17 protein-coding genes are annotated in these 16523 nt (G+C 61.7%); all 17 read left to right on the top strand.

All coding sequences use genetic code 11. The annotated features are described in order from the left end of the window. Positions 1-36: 36 nt before the first annotated feature. The 17 genes from fliL to C2U30_RS07205 all read left to right on the top strand — a co-directional run bounded on the left by fliL (position 37) and on the right by C2U30_RS07205 (position 16522). Positions 37-543, top strand: coding sequence for a flagellar basal body-associated protein FliL (gene fliL / locus C2U30_RS07285; protein ID WP_010673922.1), 507 nt, complete (start codon positions 37-39; stop codon positions 541-543). 10 nt (positions 544-553) lie between these two features. Continuing rightward, positions 554-1627, top strand: a complete 1074-nt coding sequence (gene fliM / locus C2U30_RS07280) for a flagellar motor switch protein FliM (protein WP_010673923.1) — start codon at positions 554-556, stop codon at positions 1625-1627. A 41-nt stretch (positions 1628-1668) separates the two neighbouring features. After that, on the top strand, positions 1669-2064 hold the full coding sequence (gene fliN / locus C2U30_RS07275; RefSeq protein WP_010673924.1) for a flagellar motor switch protein FliN: 396 nt from the start codon (positions 1669-1671) through the stop codon (positions 2062-2064). Then, positions 2061-2444: a flagellar biosynthetic protein FliO gene (fliO, locus tag C2U30_RS07270; protein ID WP_010673925.1), complete on the top strand. Its 384-nt coding sequence runs from the start codon at positions 2061-2063 to the stop codon at positions 2442-2444. The genes fliN and fliO overlap by 4 nt, the downstream gene beginning before the upstream one ends. Then, complete coding sequence (gene fliP, locus C2U30_RS07265; protein WP_010673926.1) at positions 2431-3189, top strand: flagellar type III secretion system pore protein FliP; 759 nt, start codon at positions 2431-2433, stop codon at positions 3187-3189. The genes fliO and fliP overlap by 14 nt, the downstream gene beginning before the upstream one ends. Before the next feature lie 126 nt (positions 3190-3315). After that, complete coding sequence (gene fliQ, locus C2U30_RS07260; RefSeq protein ID WP_010673927.1) at positions 3316-3585, top strand: flagellar biosynthesis protein FliQ; 270 nt, start codon at positions 3316-3318, stop codon at positions 3583-3585. Between the two features lie 91 nt (positions 3586-3676). Next, positions 3677-4474, top strand: a complete 798-nt coding sequence (fliR, locus tag C2U30_RS07255; RefSeq protein ID WP_010673928.1) for a flagellar biosynthetic protein FliR — start codon at positions 3677-3679, stop codon at positions 4472-4474. 74 nt (positions 4475-4548) lie between these two features. Beyond that, positions 4549-5679, top strand: coding sequence for a flagellar biosynthesis protein FlhB (flhB, locus tag C2U30_RS07250; protein WP_041212629.1), 1131 nt, complete (start codon positions 4549-4551; stop codon positions 5677-5679). A 330-nt stretch (positions 5680-6009) separates the two neighbouring features. After that, on the top strand, positions 6010-8112 hold the full coding sequence (gene flhA / locus C2U30_RS07245) for a flagellar biosynthesis protein FlhA (protein WP_010673930.1): 2103 nt from the start codon (positions 6010-6012) through the stop codon (positions 8110-8112). A 16-nt stretch (positions 8113-8128) separates the two neighbouring features. Next, positions 8129-9625, top strand: a complete 1497-nt coding sequence (gene flhF, locus C2U30_RS07240; RefSeq protein ID WP_103243526.1) for a flagellar biosynthesis protein FlhF — start codon at positions 8129-8131, stop codon at positions 9623-9625. Between the two features lies 1 nt (position 9626). Then, positions 9627-10502, top strand: a complete 876-nt coding sequence (locus C2U30_RS07235) for a MinD/ParA family protein (protein ID WP_041212631.1) — start codon at positions 9627-9629, stop codon at positions 10500-10502. After that, on the top strand, positions 10495-11214 hold the full coding sequence (locus tag C2U30_RS07230; RefSeq protein ID WP_029314170.1) for an RNA polymerase sigma factor FliA: 720 nt from the start codon (positions 10495-10497) through the stop codon (positions 11212-11214). The genes C2U30_RS07235 and C2U30_RS07230 overlap by 8 nt, the downstream gene beginning before the upstream one ends. Positions 11215-11336: 122 nt before the next feature. Beyond that, entirely contained in the window at positions 11337-11708 is a 372-nt protein-coding gene (gene cheY / locus C2U30_RS07225; protein WP_425278782.1) for a chemotaxis response regulator CheY, read from the top strand. A 12-nt stretch (positions 11709-11720) separates the two neighbouring features. Then, positions 11721-12461: a protein phosphatase CheZ gene (locus C2U30_RS07220; protein WP_041212633.1), complete on the top strand. Its 741-nt coding sequence runs from the start codon at positions 11721-11723 to the stop codon at positions 12459-12461. 11 nt (positions 12462-12472) lie between these two features. After that, a complete protein-coding gene (locus tag C2U30_RS07215) occupies positions 12473-14635 on the top strand; it encodes a chemotaxis protein CheA (RefSeq protein WP_103243525.1) in 2163 nt (720 codons plus the stop codon). A 31-nt stretch (positions 14636-14666) separates the two neighbouring features. Beyond that, a complete protein-coding gene (locus tag C2U30_RS07210) occupies positions 14667-15782 on the top strand; it encodes a protein-glutamate methylesterase/protein-glutamine glutaminase (protein ID WP_045525213.1) in 1116 nt (371 codons plus the stop codon). 2 nt (positions 15783-15784) lie between these two features. Next, on the top strand, positions 15785-16522 hold the full coding sequence (locus tag C2U30_RS07205) for a flagellar motor protein (protein ID WP_199767353.1): 738 nt from the start codon (positions 15785-15787) through the stop codon (positions 16520-16522). The last annotated feature ends 1 nt before the right edge of the window (position 16523 follow it).

Below are 16523 nucleotides of genomic sequence, written 5' to 3'. Positions count from 1 at the left end.
GATACCGAACAAGTTTGAGACTAGGGTGGACAAGGGATGGCAGACGATAACGAACTGACGCTGAAGGATCCGGCGGCAGGCAAGAAAAAGAAGCTGATCATGATAGTCGCCCTGGCCGTCGTGCTCCTTGGCGGGGGCGGCGCCGGCGCCTGGTTCATGCTCGCCGGTGGGGATGAGCCCGCCGCCGAAAAGAGCGAGGCCAAGCCGGAGGCGAACACGCCCCAGCCCTCGCTCTATGTGGGCATGCCCCGTCCCTTCGTGTTCAACGTGGCGGGAGGCCAGCGGGATCGGCTGGTGCAGATCAAGATCCAGCTGATGGTGCGCGGCACCGCCGACGAAACCCTGGCCAAACAGAACATTCCCCTGATCGAAGGCACCTTGCTGCGGGTCTTCAGCTCGGCGACCGCTGAACAGCTGATGACCTTCGAGGGCAAGGAGAAGCTGCGTCAGGATTCGCTGGAAGAGTGCCGCCGGGTGCTGAACGACCTGGTCTCTTCTCCCGTAATCGAACAAGTGCTGTTTACCGGCTTTGTCATGCAATGAAAGGTGAAGCGTGAGCGATCTGTTAAGTCAGGACGAGATTGATGCCCTGCTGCACGGCGTCGACGATGTCGAGGAGGAGGAGCTGGGAGCAGCCGGGGATCCCGGTATCGCCCAGTTCGACTTCTCCTCCCAGGACCGCATCGTCCGCGGCCGCATGCCGACCCTGGAGCTGGTGAACGAACGGTTTGCCCGCCACATGCGCATCAGCCTGTTCAACATGATGCGGCGCACCGCCGAGGTCTCCATCAACGGCGTGCAGATGCTCAAGTTCGGCGAATATGTCCACACCCTGTTCGTGCCCACCAGCCTGAACATGGTGCGTTTCCGCCCCCTCAAGGGGACGGCGCTCATCACCATGGAGGCGCGGCTCGTCTTCATCCTGGTGGAGAACTTCTTTGGCGGTGATGGCCGCTACCACGCCAAGATCGAGGGGCGGGAGTTCACCCCCACCGAGCGGCGCATCATCCAGATGCTGCTCAAGCTGGTGTTCGAGGACTACAAGGATGCCTGGGCGCCGGTGATGGATGTGGGCTTTGAATACCTCGACTCCGAAGTGAACCCGGCCATGGCGAACATCGTCAGCCCCACCGAGGTGATCGTGGTGAGCTCCTTCCACATCGAGCTGGACGGCGGCGGCGGTGACTTCCACGTGGCCATGCCCTACTCCATGCTGGAACCCATCCGCGAACTGCTGGATGCCGGCGTGCAGAGCGACAAGGGGGATACCGACGTGCGCTGGAGCAAGGCCCTGCGCGACGAGATCATGGACGTCAAGGTGGAGCTCAAAGCCAAGCTGCTGGAGACCGAGCTCTCCTTGCGTGAGCTGATGGAGCTCAGACCAGGGGACATCATCCCGGTGGAGATGCCGGAGAACCTGCTGGTCTTTGTGGAGGATCTGCCTACCTTCCACGCCAAGATGGGGCGCACCAAGGAGAACGTGGCGCTCAAGATCACCGACAAAATCAAGCGCCCTGACGGGGTCAAGACAGAGATGCATCTGGTGACCCGCGGGGGCGTGCGCATTGATGGCGAAGCCGAGCTGGAAGAGCTCGAGCGAAGCATCTCTGACAAACACCCTGATTGATCCTCCCCCAGGGGAGGTGTTGCAACACTGAGGAATTGAAGATGAGCGGAACCGATGACGAGCAGGATTTGATGGCTGACGCCTGGGCGGCCGCACTGGAGGAGCAGGTCACGGCCGAAGCCAAGCCTGCCCCCCTGGAGGAGTTGAAGGACGAAGCCCCCATCAGCGCCGAAGAGCGGCGCAAGCTGGACACCATTTTGGACATCCCGGTGACCATCGCCATGGAAGTGGGCCGCAGCCAGATCAGCATTCGCAACCTGCTGCAACTGAACCAGGGCTCGGTGGTGGAGCTGGATCGGGTGGCGGGTGAGCCCCTGGACGTGCTGGTCAACGGTACCCTGATCGCCCACGGCGAGGTGGTGGTGGTGAACGACAAGTTCGGTATCCGCCTTACCGACGTCATCAGCCAGATTGAAAGGATCAAGAAGCTCAAATGATCCGTGTGCTCCCGTTGTGGCTGTTTTCCCTGCCAGCCCTGGCCAACCCGGGGGTAGGGGCGAATCCCCCCAGCCTCACCTCCTGGCTGCTCTCCAGCCTGATGGTGATCGGCCTCATTCTGGTGCTGGGCTTCCTGCTCAAGAAGAGCAAGCTTTCCCAGGTGATGGGAGGGGGCCAGATGAAGGTCATCGCCACCCTGCCCCTTGGCTACAAGGAGAAGCTGATGGTGGTCAAGGTGGGCGGCCAGCAGCTACTGGTCGGGGTGACGCCGCAGCAGGTCAACTTCCTCTATCGCCTGGAGGAGCCGCTGGACGAGAGCCAGCCTCAGGCGTTCTCCGAGCAACTGGGCAAACTGATGGGCAAGCATGAAAAACGTTAACTGGACCCGGTGGCTGGCACTGCTCTCCTTGGTGCTCTCGCCCCTGGCGATGGCCCAGGACGGCATGTCGGCACTCACCGTCAAGACCATGGCGGATGGCAGTCAGGAGTACAGTCTGACCCTGCAGGTGCTGGCGCTGATGACCGCGCTCTCCTTCCTGCCGGCCATGGTGATCATGATGACCTCCTTCACCCGGATCATCGTGGTGCTCGGCATCCTGCGCCAGGCCATCGGTCTGCAGCAGAGCCCCTCCAACCAGGTGCTGATCGGCATCGCCCTCTTCATGTCGTTTTTCATCATGTCGCCGGTGCTGGATCGCATCAACAACGAGGCGCTGCAGCCCTATCTGGCCGAGACCATCGGGGCCAAGGAGGCCCTGGAGAAGGCGGAGCTGCCCATTCACCAGTTCATGTTGGCCCAGACCCGGGTCAAGGATCTCAATACTTTCATGGAGATAGCGAACGTGCAGGTGGCCGAGCCTGCTGACGTGCCGCTGCGGGTGCTGATCCCGGCCTTTGTCACCAGCGAGCTCAAGACCGCTTTCCAGATAGGCTTCATGCTGTTTCTGCCCTTCCTGGTCATCGATCTGGTGGTCGCCAGTATCCTGATGGCCATGGGGATGATGATGCTCTCCCCCATGCTGGTCTCCCTGCCGTTCAAGCTGATGCTGTTCGTCATGGTGGATGGCTGGAACCTCATTCTGGGTTCCCTGGCCACCAGCTTCGGGCTGGGCTCGGGTGGTTAGGGGAGGGCAGACCCTCCCCCCGGCTCTCCCCTTCACTCGGGGAGGAAGCGAAGAGGCCTCTCTTTCTTTCGAAGGAGGAGGCCAGGAGGATGCGGCCCTGGGCAAACCCATCAAAAGGAGCGAGCAATGAGTCCTGAAACCTTCGTCGACGTCTTTCGCGAGGCGCTTTGGCTGGTGACCATCATGGTGTGCGCCGTGATCCTGCCGAGCCTGATGGTGGGGTTGGTGGTCGCCATCTTCCAGGCCGCCACCTCCATCAACGAACAGACCTTGAGCTTCCTGCCCCGTCTGGTGGTCACCCTGCTGGCCCTGGGAGCGGGTGCTCACTGGGGATTGCAGAGTCTGATGGACTTCTTCCAGCTGATGGTGAGCCAGATCCCCGAGGTGGTGGGCTGATGCCAGCCAAGGGCCACCCTTTCGCTCTGGCCGAGGCAGACCGGGGCCTGCGTCCTCCCGTTGGCTTGCCCCTGCCGGGAGTGCCGCTGTCATGACCTACACCACGGCGCTCATCATGGAGTGGCTCTCCTCCATCCTCTGGCCCCTGGCCCGGGTGAGCAGTCTCCTGATGGTGATGGCGGTCTTCGGCAGCCGGCTCGCCCCCGCCCATATCCGTATCGGCCTGGCGCTGGCGATCACCCTCATCATCGCCCCCCTGCTGCCCCCGATGCCGAAGATCGAGCTCTTCTCCCTCGGCAGCTTCCTGGTGCTGGGGCAGCAACTGCTCATCGGCATCGCGCTCGGCCTCATGACCCAGTTCCTGCTGGAGACCTTCGTGATGGCGGGTCAGGTCATCGCCATGCAGACCAGCCTGGGCTTTGCCACCCTGGTGGATCCCATGAACGGCCAGTCGGCTCCCGTGGTGGGCCAGTTCTACCTGATGCTGGCGACCCTGGTGTTTCTCGCGGTGGACGGCCACCTGCTGATGCTGCGCATGGTGGTGCTGAGTTTCGAAACCCTGCCGGTATCTGACAGCGGGCTCACCCTGCCTGCCATCCGCAGCCTGGTGAGCTTTCTCGGGGTCATGTATCAGGCTTCTCTGGTGATGGCGCTTTCGGCCATCATCGCCCTGCTGCTGATCAACTTCGCGTTCGGGGTGATGACCCGTGCGGCCCCCCAGCTCAACATCTTCAGCATCGGCTTTGCGGTGAGCATGATGTCGGGCCTGTTCATCCTCTGGCTCACCATAGGTGGCTTCATGGGGCACTTCGACGCGCTCTGGGAGCGGGTGCAGGAGACCAGCTGCGAGCTCATCAACGTCCAGTGCTTCGGGGGCCAGCATGACTGAGGCCCTCCGGGTTGCGGCCCTTTTGCTGCCAGTCTGGCGGGCCGCCAGTCGGCTGATGCCGGCAGGAGGCCAGCATGGCTGATACTGATCAGGAACGCACAGAACAACCCACGGGCAAACGACTGCAACAAGCCCGGGAAAAAGGGCAGATTGCACGTTCCAAGGAGCTGGGTACCGCCAGCGTCCTGCTGGCGACCGTGTTCGGCCTCCTGATGATCAAGGAGAGTCTGGCAGGGGCCATGATCAAGGTACTCACCATGGGCTTTACCCTGGACCGGGATCAGGCGTTCGACCCCAATGCCATGGGGGCCATGGTGCCTGCCCTGCTGGGGGAGCTGATCCAGCCTCTGGGGCTGCTGTTCATGCTGGTGATCATCGCCGCCTTCGTCGGCAACACCCTGCTCGGCGGGATGAATTTCTCCTCCGAGGCCATGTTGCCCAAGTGGAGCAAGCTGAGCCCCCTGAGCGGCATCAAAAGGATGTTCGGGGTGCAATCCCTGGTGGAACTTGTCAAATCCATCGCAAAAGTGGTGTTTATTAGTCTGTTCGCCTGGTGGATGCTGTCGAGCCAGTTCAACCATCTGCTGAATCTCTCTCTTGAGGGCTTTCCCGGCGGCATCGTCGATGCCCTGGACCTGCTGCTCTGGATGCTGATCATCCTCTGCTGCGCCCTGATCCCCATTGTCGCCATCGATGTGCCGTTCCAGAGCTGGAACCACAATCGCCAGCTCAAGATGACCAAGCAGGAGATCAAGGACGAGTTCAAGGACAGCGAAGGCAAGCCCGAGGTCAAGGGGCGGATACGCCAGTTGCAGATGCAGATGGCCATGCGCCGCATGATGGGGGATGTCCCCAAGGCCGATGTGATCATCACCAACCCGACCCACTACTCGGTGGCGCTCAAATACGATGCGGGCAAGCCGGGGGCGGCGCCCAAGGTACTGGCCAAGGGGGTCGACGAGGTGGCGATGAAGATCCGGGAGATCGGGCGCGAATACGACATCCCCGTCATGTCCTCCCCGCCGCTCACCCGGGCCCTTTACCACGCCACCGAGATTGGCCAGGAGATCCCGGAGGGGCTCTTCGCCGCCGTCGCCCAGGTGCTGGCCTATGTCTATCAGCTCAAGAAGTTCCGCCGTGGCCGCGGCCGGCGCCCGACCCCCATCGCCAAGGATCTGCCCATTCCACCCGAGTTTCGCAAATAACGCAGTGGAGGCAGCCTGATCCCGGGTGCTCTCCCTTGTGCCCCCCGCGTTTCGCAAATAAAGCGGTGGGATGGCCCCACCATCCGATCTCTCCCTTGTGTCGCAAACAAGGCCGCAATCTCCCTGTCGAAGCGCGTCGCCTCGCCCCATGGCCTGGGCTGGCCTTTGGCCGGCTTGGTGAAGGCAGCTTCCCCCCTGTCACCATTCCCCGTGACGCCAACGACGGACTTCTGACAGCGTTAAAATAAAAACCATATAAATCAATATATTGAATCCTTGGCTTGATATTTGCTTTAATCCGCTATTGGCAGTTTATCATTGAGATGCACGATGGGATTCAAAGCGGGACTGGGCCGTTTCAAAGAGTACAAGTGGCTGCTCAGCAGAGGGGTAGGGACGCCGCTGCTGGTATTGGCCTCTCTGGGGATGGTGGTACTCCCCATTCCGCCCCTGATGCTGGATATCCTCTTTTCCTTCAACATCGCCCTCTCCATCGTGGTGCTGCTGGTGGCGGTCTATACCCGCCGCCCCCTGGAATTTGCCGCCTTCCCCACCGTCTTGCTGATCGCCACTCTGCTGCGGCTCGCCCTCAACGTCGCCTCCACCCGGGTGGTGTTGCTGGAAGGCCACAACGGCAGCGCGGCGGCAGGCCATGTGATCGAGGCGTTCGGCAACGTGGTGATCGGCGGCAACTATGCCGTGGGCATCATCGTCTTCATGATCCTGGTGATCATCAACTTCGTGGTGGTCACCAAGGGTGCGGGCCGGATCTCCGAGGTGAGCGCCCGCTTCACCCTTGACGCCATGCCCGGCAAGCAGATGGCCATCGATGCGGACCTGAACGCCGGTCTCATCAACCAGGAAGAGGCCAAGAAGCGCCGTCAGGACGTGACTCAGGAAGCGGACTTCTACGGCTCCATGGACGGTGCCTCCAAATTCGTGAAGGGGGATGCCATCGCCGGCATCATGATCCTCTTCATCAACATCATCGGCGGCTTCATCATCGGCATGATGCAGCACCAGCTCACCTTCGGCGAAGCGGCCCAGGTCTATACCCTGCTCGCCATCGGTGACGGTCTGGTCGCCCAGATCCCCTCGCTCCTGCTCTCCATTGCCGCGGCCATCATCGTTACCCGTCAGAATACCGACCAGGACATGGGGACAGCGGTACTCGGCCAACTGTTCGAAAATCCCAAGGCGCTGGTGATCTCCGCCGGCATCCTGCTGATGATGGGCAGCGTACCCGGCATGCCGCACCTGGCTTTCCTGAGCCTGGGGGCGGTGGCGGCGGCGGGCGCCTGGTGGCTGCTGCGCCGCGAGAAGCAGAACAAGGCGAAGGCGGCGAGCGGCGAACTCATGCCGGCCCAGGGGGATGCCCCGGTGGAGCAGAAGGATCTCAGCTGGGACGACGTCATGCCGGTGGACATCATCGGCCTGGAGGTGGGTTATCAGCTGATACCTCTGGTGGACAAGAATCAGGGGGGCGAGCTGCTCAACCGGATCAAGGGGGTGCGCAAGAAGCTCTCCCAGGAGCTGGGCTTTCTGGTGCCTGCCGTCCACATTCGCGACAACCTGGATCTTGCCCCCAACCAGTACCGCATCACCCTGATGGGCGTGAGCACGGGGGAAGCCACCGTCTATCACGACAAGGAGATGGCCATCAACCCGGGGCAGGTGTTCGGCCAGATCCACGGTATCGCCACCCAGGACCCGGCGTTCGGGCTGGAGGCGGTCTGGGTCGCCAAGGAGCAGGTCTCCCAGGCCCAGACCCTTGGCTACACCGTGGTCGATGCGGCCACCGTGGTGGCTACCCACCTGAGCCAGATCCTCTCCAACCATGCGGCGCTGCTGCTGGGTCATGACGAGGTGCAACAACTGCTCGACATGATAGGGAAGCATCAGAGCAAGCTGGTGGAAGGACTGGTTCCCGAGGTGATCAGCATGGGCAACCTGGTGAAGGTATTGCAGAATTTGCTCAATGAAGGCGTGCCAATTCGCGATATGCGCACTATCCTGCAGACCCTCGTGGAATATGCGCCCCGCAGCCCGGACCCGGAAGTGCTGACCGCAGCCTGCCGGATCGCCCTGCGCAGATTGATTGTGCAGGAGATTGCCGGCCCCGAGCCCGAGCTGCCGGTGATCACCTTGTCACCAGAACTGGAACGTATATTGCATCAATCCCTGCAAGCAGGTGGGGGAGATGGCGCCGGTATCGAACCGGGACTGGCGGAGCGGATGCAACGCTCCCTGGTGGAAGCCACTCAACGACAAGAACTGGAAGGCCAGCCGGCCGTGCTTCTGACATCGGGGATATTGCGCAATACCCTGGCGAAATTTGTCAAGAATGCCATTCCTGGATTACGCGTGCTGTCCTATCAGGAAGTGCCTGACGACAAGCAGATCCGCATCGTCAGTGCGGTGGGACAGGGCTAGTTAGCGGAGATGACGGGTGAAGATTAAGCGGTTTTTTGCCAAAGACATGCGCACGGCGCTGGCCGAGGTCAAGGAGACTCTCGGACCCGATGCCGTCATCATGTCCAACAAAAAGGTCACCGGTGGGGTGGAGATAGTCGCGGCCGTCGATTATCAATCCCAGGTACCGGGACCCAAAGACGCGCCGGTTCGCCGTCAGTTGAATGAAGAGAGCGTCAATATCTCGTCTGCGGGCAAACAGATGACGAGGTCGGCGCCACCCAAGGAACAGAACGAATACTACGCCGATACCCTGGCGGCCCTGCTGGCACGCCAGCAGAAGCTCAATCCGGCCAACCCGGCGGGTGGCAATGGCGCCCCGGGATCATGGTCTGGCAACGGAGGTAACGGTCAGCCAGCTTCGGCCTCCTGGCCCGCCAATGGCGCTGCCGGCACCCAGTCCGCCGGACTGGCGGGCGCGGCCAGTGCTCCCAGAACCCTGGCCGAACAGGGCCAGTGGGGCGCCGCTCCCGAGCCCGCCAAGCCCAAGGCCCGTCCTGCCGCCGCCCCGCGCCAGGCCCAGTCCGGCCAGCGGGATCAGGAGATGGAGGGGATGCGCAAGGAGATGGCCAGCATCCGCAAGCTGCTGGAGCACCAGATCTCCGGCCTGATGTGGCAGGAGGTGGAGCGCCGCGAACCCATGCGCGCCCTGCTCATCAAGGAACTCAAGAAGATGGGGTTCGACGACGCCTTTGCCGATCAGCTGGCGGGCCTCATCCCCGAAGACATGCCGATCCATCAGGCCATGGCCCAGCTGGCCGAGGTGCTGACGGCCCAGCTCAAGATCAGCGAGGACGAGATCCTGCGTCAGGGAGGGGCGGTGGCCCTGCTCGGACCGACCGGGGTGGGCAAGACCACCACCATCGCCAAGCTGGCGGCCCGCTTTGCCATGAAGTATGGCGCCGAGCAGGTGGCACTCATTACCACGGACAACTACCGGATCGGGGCCCACGAACAGCTGCAGACCTATGGTCGCATCATGGGTTGCCCGGTGCGTCAGGTGCGGGACGCCGAAGAGCTGGCCAGTGCCCTCTATCAGTTCCGCCATCGCCGGCTGGTGCTCATCGACACCGCCGGGGTGGGTCAGCGGGATATCCGCCTGACCGAACAGCTCGACACCCTGGTGAAGAATGCCAAGGTGCGCATCCGCAGTTATCTGGTCATGTCGGCCACCTCCCAGCGACGGGTGATGCAGGAGGCGGTGGATCACTTCCGGCGCATTCCGCTCTCCGGCTGCATTCTGACCAAGCTCGACGAGAGCCTGAATCTGGGTGAAGTGATCAACGTGTGCATTCAAAACGCCCTGCCCATCAGTTACATCACCGACGGGCAACGGGTGCCGGAAGATATTCAAGTTGCCAACGCGGCGCTGCTGGTCGGTGCCGCCATGGGGTCGCTGGAACGGGAAGCAGAAGATCCCTATTTCTGGGGATCGGGTTTTGGCGAATCCGAAGATTCGGAGTTTTATGAGTAACATGTATATGGATCAGGCGAGTGGTCTGCGCAAAATGCGTCAAAACAATCGAGTGAAAGTGATCGCCGTGTCCGGAGGCAAGGGGGGCGTCGGCAAGACCAACGTGACCCTGAACGTGGCGGGAGCCATGGCCGCCCAGGGCAAGCGGGTGTTGGTGCTGGACGCCGACCTTGGTCTGGCCAACGTCGACGTCATGCTGGGGCTGAGGGTGCATCGCAACCTCTCCCATGTGCTGGCCGGGGAGTGCACCATAGACGACATCATCGTCGAGGGGCCCTACGGCATGATGATAGTGCCGGCCACCTCGGGCACTCAGTCCATGGTCGAGCTCTCCCCGGTACAACATGCCGAGCTCATCCGCGCCTTCAGCGAGATGAAGACCCAGGTGGACGTGTTGCTGGTGGACACGGCGGCGGGGATTTCCGACATGGTGCTGAGTTTCACCCGTGCCGCCCAGGACATCATGGTGGTTGTGTGCGATGAACCCACCTCCATCACGGATGCCTACGCGCTCATCAAGATCCTCTCCAAGGATCACGGTGTGTTCCGCTTCAAGGTGGTGGCCAACATGGTCCGCTCCCTGCGCGAGGGGCAGGAGCTGTTCGCCAAGCTGACCCGGGTTACCGACCGCTTCTTGGATACCTCCCTGGAACTGGTGGCCTGCGTGCCTTACGACACCAACCTGCGGGCCGCGGTGCGCAAGCAGAAACTGATAGTTGAAGCGTTTCCAAAATCCCCTGCCGCCCTGGCATTTCGTGCCCTGGCGAACAAGGCGGCGAGCTGGCCCATCCCGAATCAGCCGGGCGGCCACCTCGAATTTTTCCTGGAAAACTTGTTGCAAAAGCCGGTCATAACACAGGAAGACTCCCGTGAATAAAGCCCAAGCATACTTGCGTCATCAGGATTCCTACGTGCTGGTCGAGCGACACGCTCCGCTGGTCAAGCGGATTGCCCAGCATTTATTGGCTCGCCTGCCAAGCAGTGTCTTGCTGGATGACCTGATCCAGGCAGGTATGATTGGGCTGCTCGAAGCTTCCCGCAACTTTGACGGCAGCAAGGGCGCCAGCTTTGAAACCTATGCCGGCATCCGCATCCGTGGTGCCATGCTCGACGAGATCCGCCGTGGGGACTGGGTGCCCCGCTCGGTGCACCGCAACAGCCGTGCCATCGCAGAAGCGATCGAGAACGTGGAGCAGGCCCATGGCCGGGATGCCAGAGACACCGAGGTGGCCGCCAATATGGGGGTGTCCCTCGGGGAGTACCATGCCATGCTGCAGGATGTCTCCTGCGGCAAGATCATCGGCATCGAGGATCTGGGCGTCAGCGAAGATGTCATCGGTCATCCCGATGAAGGCAACGGTCAGGGAGGATTCGACGATCTGGCAGCCGAGCGCTTCCAGGGGGCCCTGGCGGAGCACATCGCCCGCCTGCCGGAGCGGGAGGCGCTGGTGCTCTCCCTTTATTACGATGAAGAGCTGAATCTGCGCGAGATCGGTGAAGTATTGAGTGTGAGTGAGTCTCGGGTGAGCCAGATTCATAGTCAGGCCATGCACAGGCTGCGCGCCCGTTTGCGAGATTGGAATTTATAAGTGGTTGTACTGGCTACACTGGAGCACAACTCTAAGGCATAATCCGCACCATAAAACCTGCGATCTGCATCATGTAAGTGAGCCGTCTTGGCGGCTATTTAGGAGGAACTTTGGACAAGAACATGAAAATCCTCATCGTCGATGACTTTTCAACGATGCGCCGGATTATCAAGAACTTGCTGCGTGACCTGGGATACAACAATACCCATGAAGCAGACGATGGCAACACGGCGTTGCCGATGCTGAAAAATGGCGACTTCCAGTTCGTGGTCACCGACTGGAACATGCCCGGCATGCAGGGCATCGACCTGCTCAAGGCGATTCGCCTCGACGACAAGCTCAAGCACCTGCCGGTTCTGATGGTGACTGCCGAAGCCAAACGCGAGCAGATCATCGAAGCCGCCCAGGCCGGGGTCAATGGCTATATCGTCAAGCCGTTCACCGCTGCCACCCTCAAAGAGAAGCTCGACAAAATCTTTGAACGTATCGGCTAAGGAGCGGCAGGGATGAAGGCCAAAACGAGTGCCATGATCTCGCTTGACCAGGCAAGGATGCTGGTTGCCCACCTGGAGCGGGAAGAGTTTGAACAGGCCGATACCATCCTCGCCGATGTGTGCGCCCCCAATGCGGCGGCCCTGTTTGACAAGGTGGGGCAGCTGACCCGCCAATTGCACAACTCATTGCAGGATTTTCGCCTGGATCCCAGGATCCCCGACCTGGCCACCCATGAGATCCCGGATGCCCGGGAGCGTCTGAGCTATGTCATCGACATGACGGACAAGGCGGCAAATCGCACCATGGATGCGGTTGAGGCAAGCCTTCCCATCGCCGATCGACTCAACGACAACATTCAGCTGGTCATGCCCAACTGGAATGCCCTGATGAGCCGGGATCTCGAGCTGGGTCAATTCAAGGCGCTGTGCCATCAACTGAATGATTTTATTAAGGCTTCTGAGACGGATGCCGATAAGCTACGACAACTGCTGACGGAAATTCTGATGGCTCAGGATTTCCAGGACCTGACCGGTCAGATGATCCGCAAGGTGATCAAACTGGTGCAGGAAGTTGAAACGAAGTTGATAGAGATGCTGACCATGTTCGGTGAGGGCGTTAGCGACAATTCGGCACGTAGCCTGCCTGTGAGCGGCATCGAGGCGGAAGGCCCCATCATGAACCCGCAGACCCGCTCAGATGTGGTCAATGGTCAAGATGATGTGGACGATCTGCTGTCTAGCCTGGGATTCTAATGGAGTGACGCATGGCCTTCGAAGTTGATGAAGACATACTGCAAGACTTTTTGGTCGAAGCATCAGAAATATTGGAACAGTTGTCTGAACAACTGGTCGACTTGGAAAAGCGGCCCGATGACAAGAACCTGTTGAACGCCATCTTCCGCGGCTTCCACACCGTCAAGGGGGGAGCGGGCTTCCTCTCCCTCACCGAACTGGTGGATGTCTGTCACGGTGCCGAGAACCTGTTCGACATGCTGCGCAACGGCAAGCGGACCCTCAGTGCCGAGCTGATGGATGTCATCTTGCAGGCGCTGGATGCCATCAACGTCATGTTTGCCCAGGTCCAGAACCGCGAAGAGATAAGCCCCGCTTCTCCCGATCTGCTGCACGATCTGCACGAGCTGTGCAAGCCGGAAGGGCAGGAGCAGCTGCGTACCGCCAGCGTCGTGGCGGCCCAGCCAGAACCCGAGCCTGAGCCTGAGCCCGAACCCGCACCAGAACCCGAGGTCATCGCCGAGGTGGCGCCTGTCGCCGTCAATGGCGGTGGCTCCATCGACGAGATCTCCGCCGACGAATTTGAACGCCTGCTCGATGAGCTGCACGGTGTCGGCAAAGCGCCGACGGTCTCTGCCGCCCCCGTGCTGAGCGGGTCAGGTGACATCACAGACGACGAATTCGAAGCCCTGCTCGACCAGCTCCATGGTCAGGGCCAGCACGGTGGTGCCCCCGATCTGGCACCTTTGCAGTCGGTCCAGAAAGAGGTGGACGAGCTCATCGACGACGATGAGTTCGAGCGCCTGCTGGATGAACTGCACGGCCGTGGCCAGGCGCCCCAGCACAGTCTGGCACCTGCTCCTGCTCCTGCGCCCGCTCCCGAACCCAAGGCCCCGGCACCCGCTGCCCCGGTGACGCCGCCCAAGGCGCCAGTGGCCGCCAAACCCGCGCCGGTAGAGCCCCCAGCGCCAGCCAGGGCCGCCCCTGCCAAGCAGGCCGCTCCCGCCGAGAGCAGTGCGGTACAGAGCGATACCACGGTGCGGGTGGATACCAAGACCCTGGACGTCATCATGAACATGGTGGGCGAACTGGTGCTGGTGAGAAACCGCCTGGTGAGCCTCGGCATCGCCAGCAATGACGAAGAGATGTCCAAGGCTGTCGCGAACCTCGACGTCGTGACCGCCGATCTGCAGGGCGCGGTCATGAAGACCCGCATGCAGCCTATCAAGAAAGTATTCGGCCGCTTCCCGCGTGTGGTGCGCGATCTGGCTCGTACCCTCAAGAAGGAGATCGAGCTGGTGATGGTGGGTGAGGACACGGATCTGGACAAGAACCTGGTGGAGGCCCTGGCCGACCCCCTGGTTCACCTGGTGCGCAACTCCTGCGACCATGGCGTCGAGATGCCGGACGTGCGCGAGAAGGCGGGCAAGCCCCGTCAGGGCACCATCACCCTGAGCGCCTCCCAGCAAGGGGACCACATTCTGCTCTGCATCGAGGATGACGGCGCAGGGATGGACCCGGAGAAGCTCAAGTCCATCGCCATCAGCCGTGGCGTGCTCGATGCTGACAGCGCGGCGCGCATGAGCGACAACGATGCCTACAACCTGATCTTCGCCCCCGGCTTTTCCACCAAGTCGGAGATCTCCGACATCTCCGGCCGTGGAGTGGGCATGGACGTGGTGAAGACCAGCATCGTCAGCCTCAATGGCTCGGTGCACATCGATTCCACCTGGGGCAAGGGCACCCGTCTCGAGATCAAGGTTCCCCTGACCCTGGCCATTCTGCCGACCCTGATGGTGGAGGTGGGTCAACAGACCTTCGCCCTGCCCCTCGGTTGCGTGAATGAAATTTTCCACCTGGATCTGAAAAAGGCCAACGTGGTGGATGGCCAGCTCACCATTATCGTCCGTGACAAGGCGATTCCGCTGTTCTACCTGCACAAGTGGCTGGTACGCGGTGCCGGGAAGACGGCCCGCCAGGACCAGGGCCACGTGGTCATCGTCCAGATCGGCACCCAGCAGGTCGGCTTCGTGGTAGACAACCTCATCGGCCAGGAAGAGGTGGTGATAAAGCCCCTGGACAACCTGCTGCAAGGTACCCCCGGCATGGCCGGCGCCACCATTACCAGCGACGGCGGCATCGCCCTCATTCTGGATGTGCCCAGCCTGCTCAAGGCCTATGCCCGTCGCCACTGAGCGCCAGGCTCAAGGAGTTAAAAGAATAACAATGGCAGTCAAGGTATTAGTGGTCGACGATTCGAGTTTCTTCCGCCGTCGGGTCAGCGAAATCATCAATCAGGATCCCCTGATGACGGTGATCGACACGGCCCAGAACGGGCGGGAGGCGGTAGACAAGGCGCAGCAGTTGCGGCCCGACGTCATTACCATGGACATTGAAATGCCGGTGCTCGACGGCATCAGCGCCGTGCGCGAGATCATGGCCAAGTGTCCGACCCCCATCCTGATGTTCTCTTCCCTGACCCACGAGGGAGCCAAGGCAACCCTGGATGCGCTGGATGCGGGCGCCCTCGATTTTCTGCCCAAGAAGTTTGAAGACATCGCCCGGGACAAGGACGAAGCCGTCAACCTGCTGCAGCAGCGGGTCAAGGAGATCGCTCGCAAACGCTTCCTGATGGCGACCCGGCCCCGTGCCCCCGAGCCTGCCGCCCGGCCCGCCGTCACGGGGACCCTGAATCGCCCCTTGGCCGAACGCCAGCCCGAGCCTGTGCGGGCAGCGGCGGCTCCCGCCGCGTTCAAGCGCAGTGGCAAGAGTTACCAGCTGGTTGCCATCGGTACCTCCACCGGCGGGCCGGTGGCACTGCAGAACGTGCTGACCAAGCTGCCGGGGGATTTCCCTCATCCCATTCTGCTGATCCAGCACATGCCGGCCACCTTCACCGCTGCCTTTGCCGCCCGCCTCAACGGGCTGTGCCAGATAGGGGTCAAGGAGGCGCAGGACGGCGACGTGCTCAAGCCGGGTCAGGCCTATCTTGCCCCCGGTGGCAAGCAGATGCTGCTGGAAGGGCGCGGGCCCGGTGCCCGTCTTCGCATCATCGATGGCAATGACAAGGTCAACTACAAACCCTGCGTGGACATTACCTTCGCCTCCGCTGCCAAGACCTATGGCGACAAGGTGCTGGCCATCGTCCTGACCGGCATGGGTGCGGATGGCCGCGACGGTGCCCGTCTGCTCAAGGAGCAGGGGGCGACCATCTGGGCGCAGGATGAAGCCTCCTGCGTGGTCTATGGCATGCCCCAGGCCGTTGCCAAGGCGGGCATAGCAAGCGAATCCCTGCCGCTGGATCGGGTGGCCCAGCGCATTCTGGTCGAGTTGGGTCGCTGACCATGGGCATGCTCGGCCTGGTGCTGGCGCTGGGGGCCGTCGCCATCGCCCAGTGGTGGCATGGCGGGAGCCTGCTGACCCTGCTGGATGGCCCGGCCTTTGTCATCGTCGTCGGGGGAACCTGGGGAGCGGTGATCTTGCAGACTCCCCGCAAGTACCTGCTCAGTGCCCTGAGGCAGGCAACCTGGATGCTGTTTCCGCCGCAGCTGGATCTTGCGGAGCAGGCCGAGCGCCTGAAGGCGTGGGCCCAGTTCGCCCGCCAGCAAGGCTTGCTGGCGCTGGAAAACCAGGCCGAGGCCGAGCCCGATCCCTTCACCCACCAGGGGCTTTCCATGATTGTGGATGGCGTCTCCATCGAGGATATCCGCAGCTTGCTGGAGGCGGACATCGACATCGAGCAGGAGCGCAACGAGCACTCGGCCAGGGTGTTCGAGTCCATGGGGGGGTACAGTCCCACCATCGGCATCATCGGGGCCGTGATTGGCCTCATCCAGGCCATGTTTCATCTGGAGGAGCCAGGCACCCTGGGGGCGGGCATTGCCGTGGCCTTCGTCGCCACCATCTACGGGGTGGGCTTTGCCAACTTGCTCTATCTGCCGATTGCGAATCGGCTGCGCGCCTTCCACTACCATTACGGCCTCTATCAGGAGATGACCCTGGAGGGGCTTCTGGCCATCGCCCACGGGGAGAACGGCCCGCAGGTTGAAAGGCGGTTACGGGCTTATCTGAAAGGGGAGTAGC

Source organism: Aeromonas sp. ASNIH5 (genome assembly GCF_002902865.1).
In the GTDB taxonomy this organism is placed as follows: domain Bacteria; phylum Pseudomonadota; class Gammaproteobacteria; order Enterobacterales; family Aeromonadaceae; genus Aeromonas; species Aeromonas caviae.
Note: the sequence above shows the minus strand (reverse complement) of the source record. Positions and strands in the feature narration are given on the sequence as shown.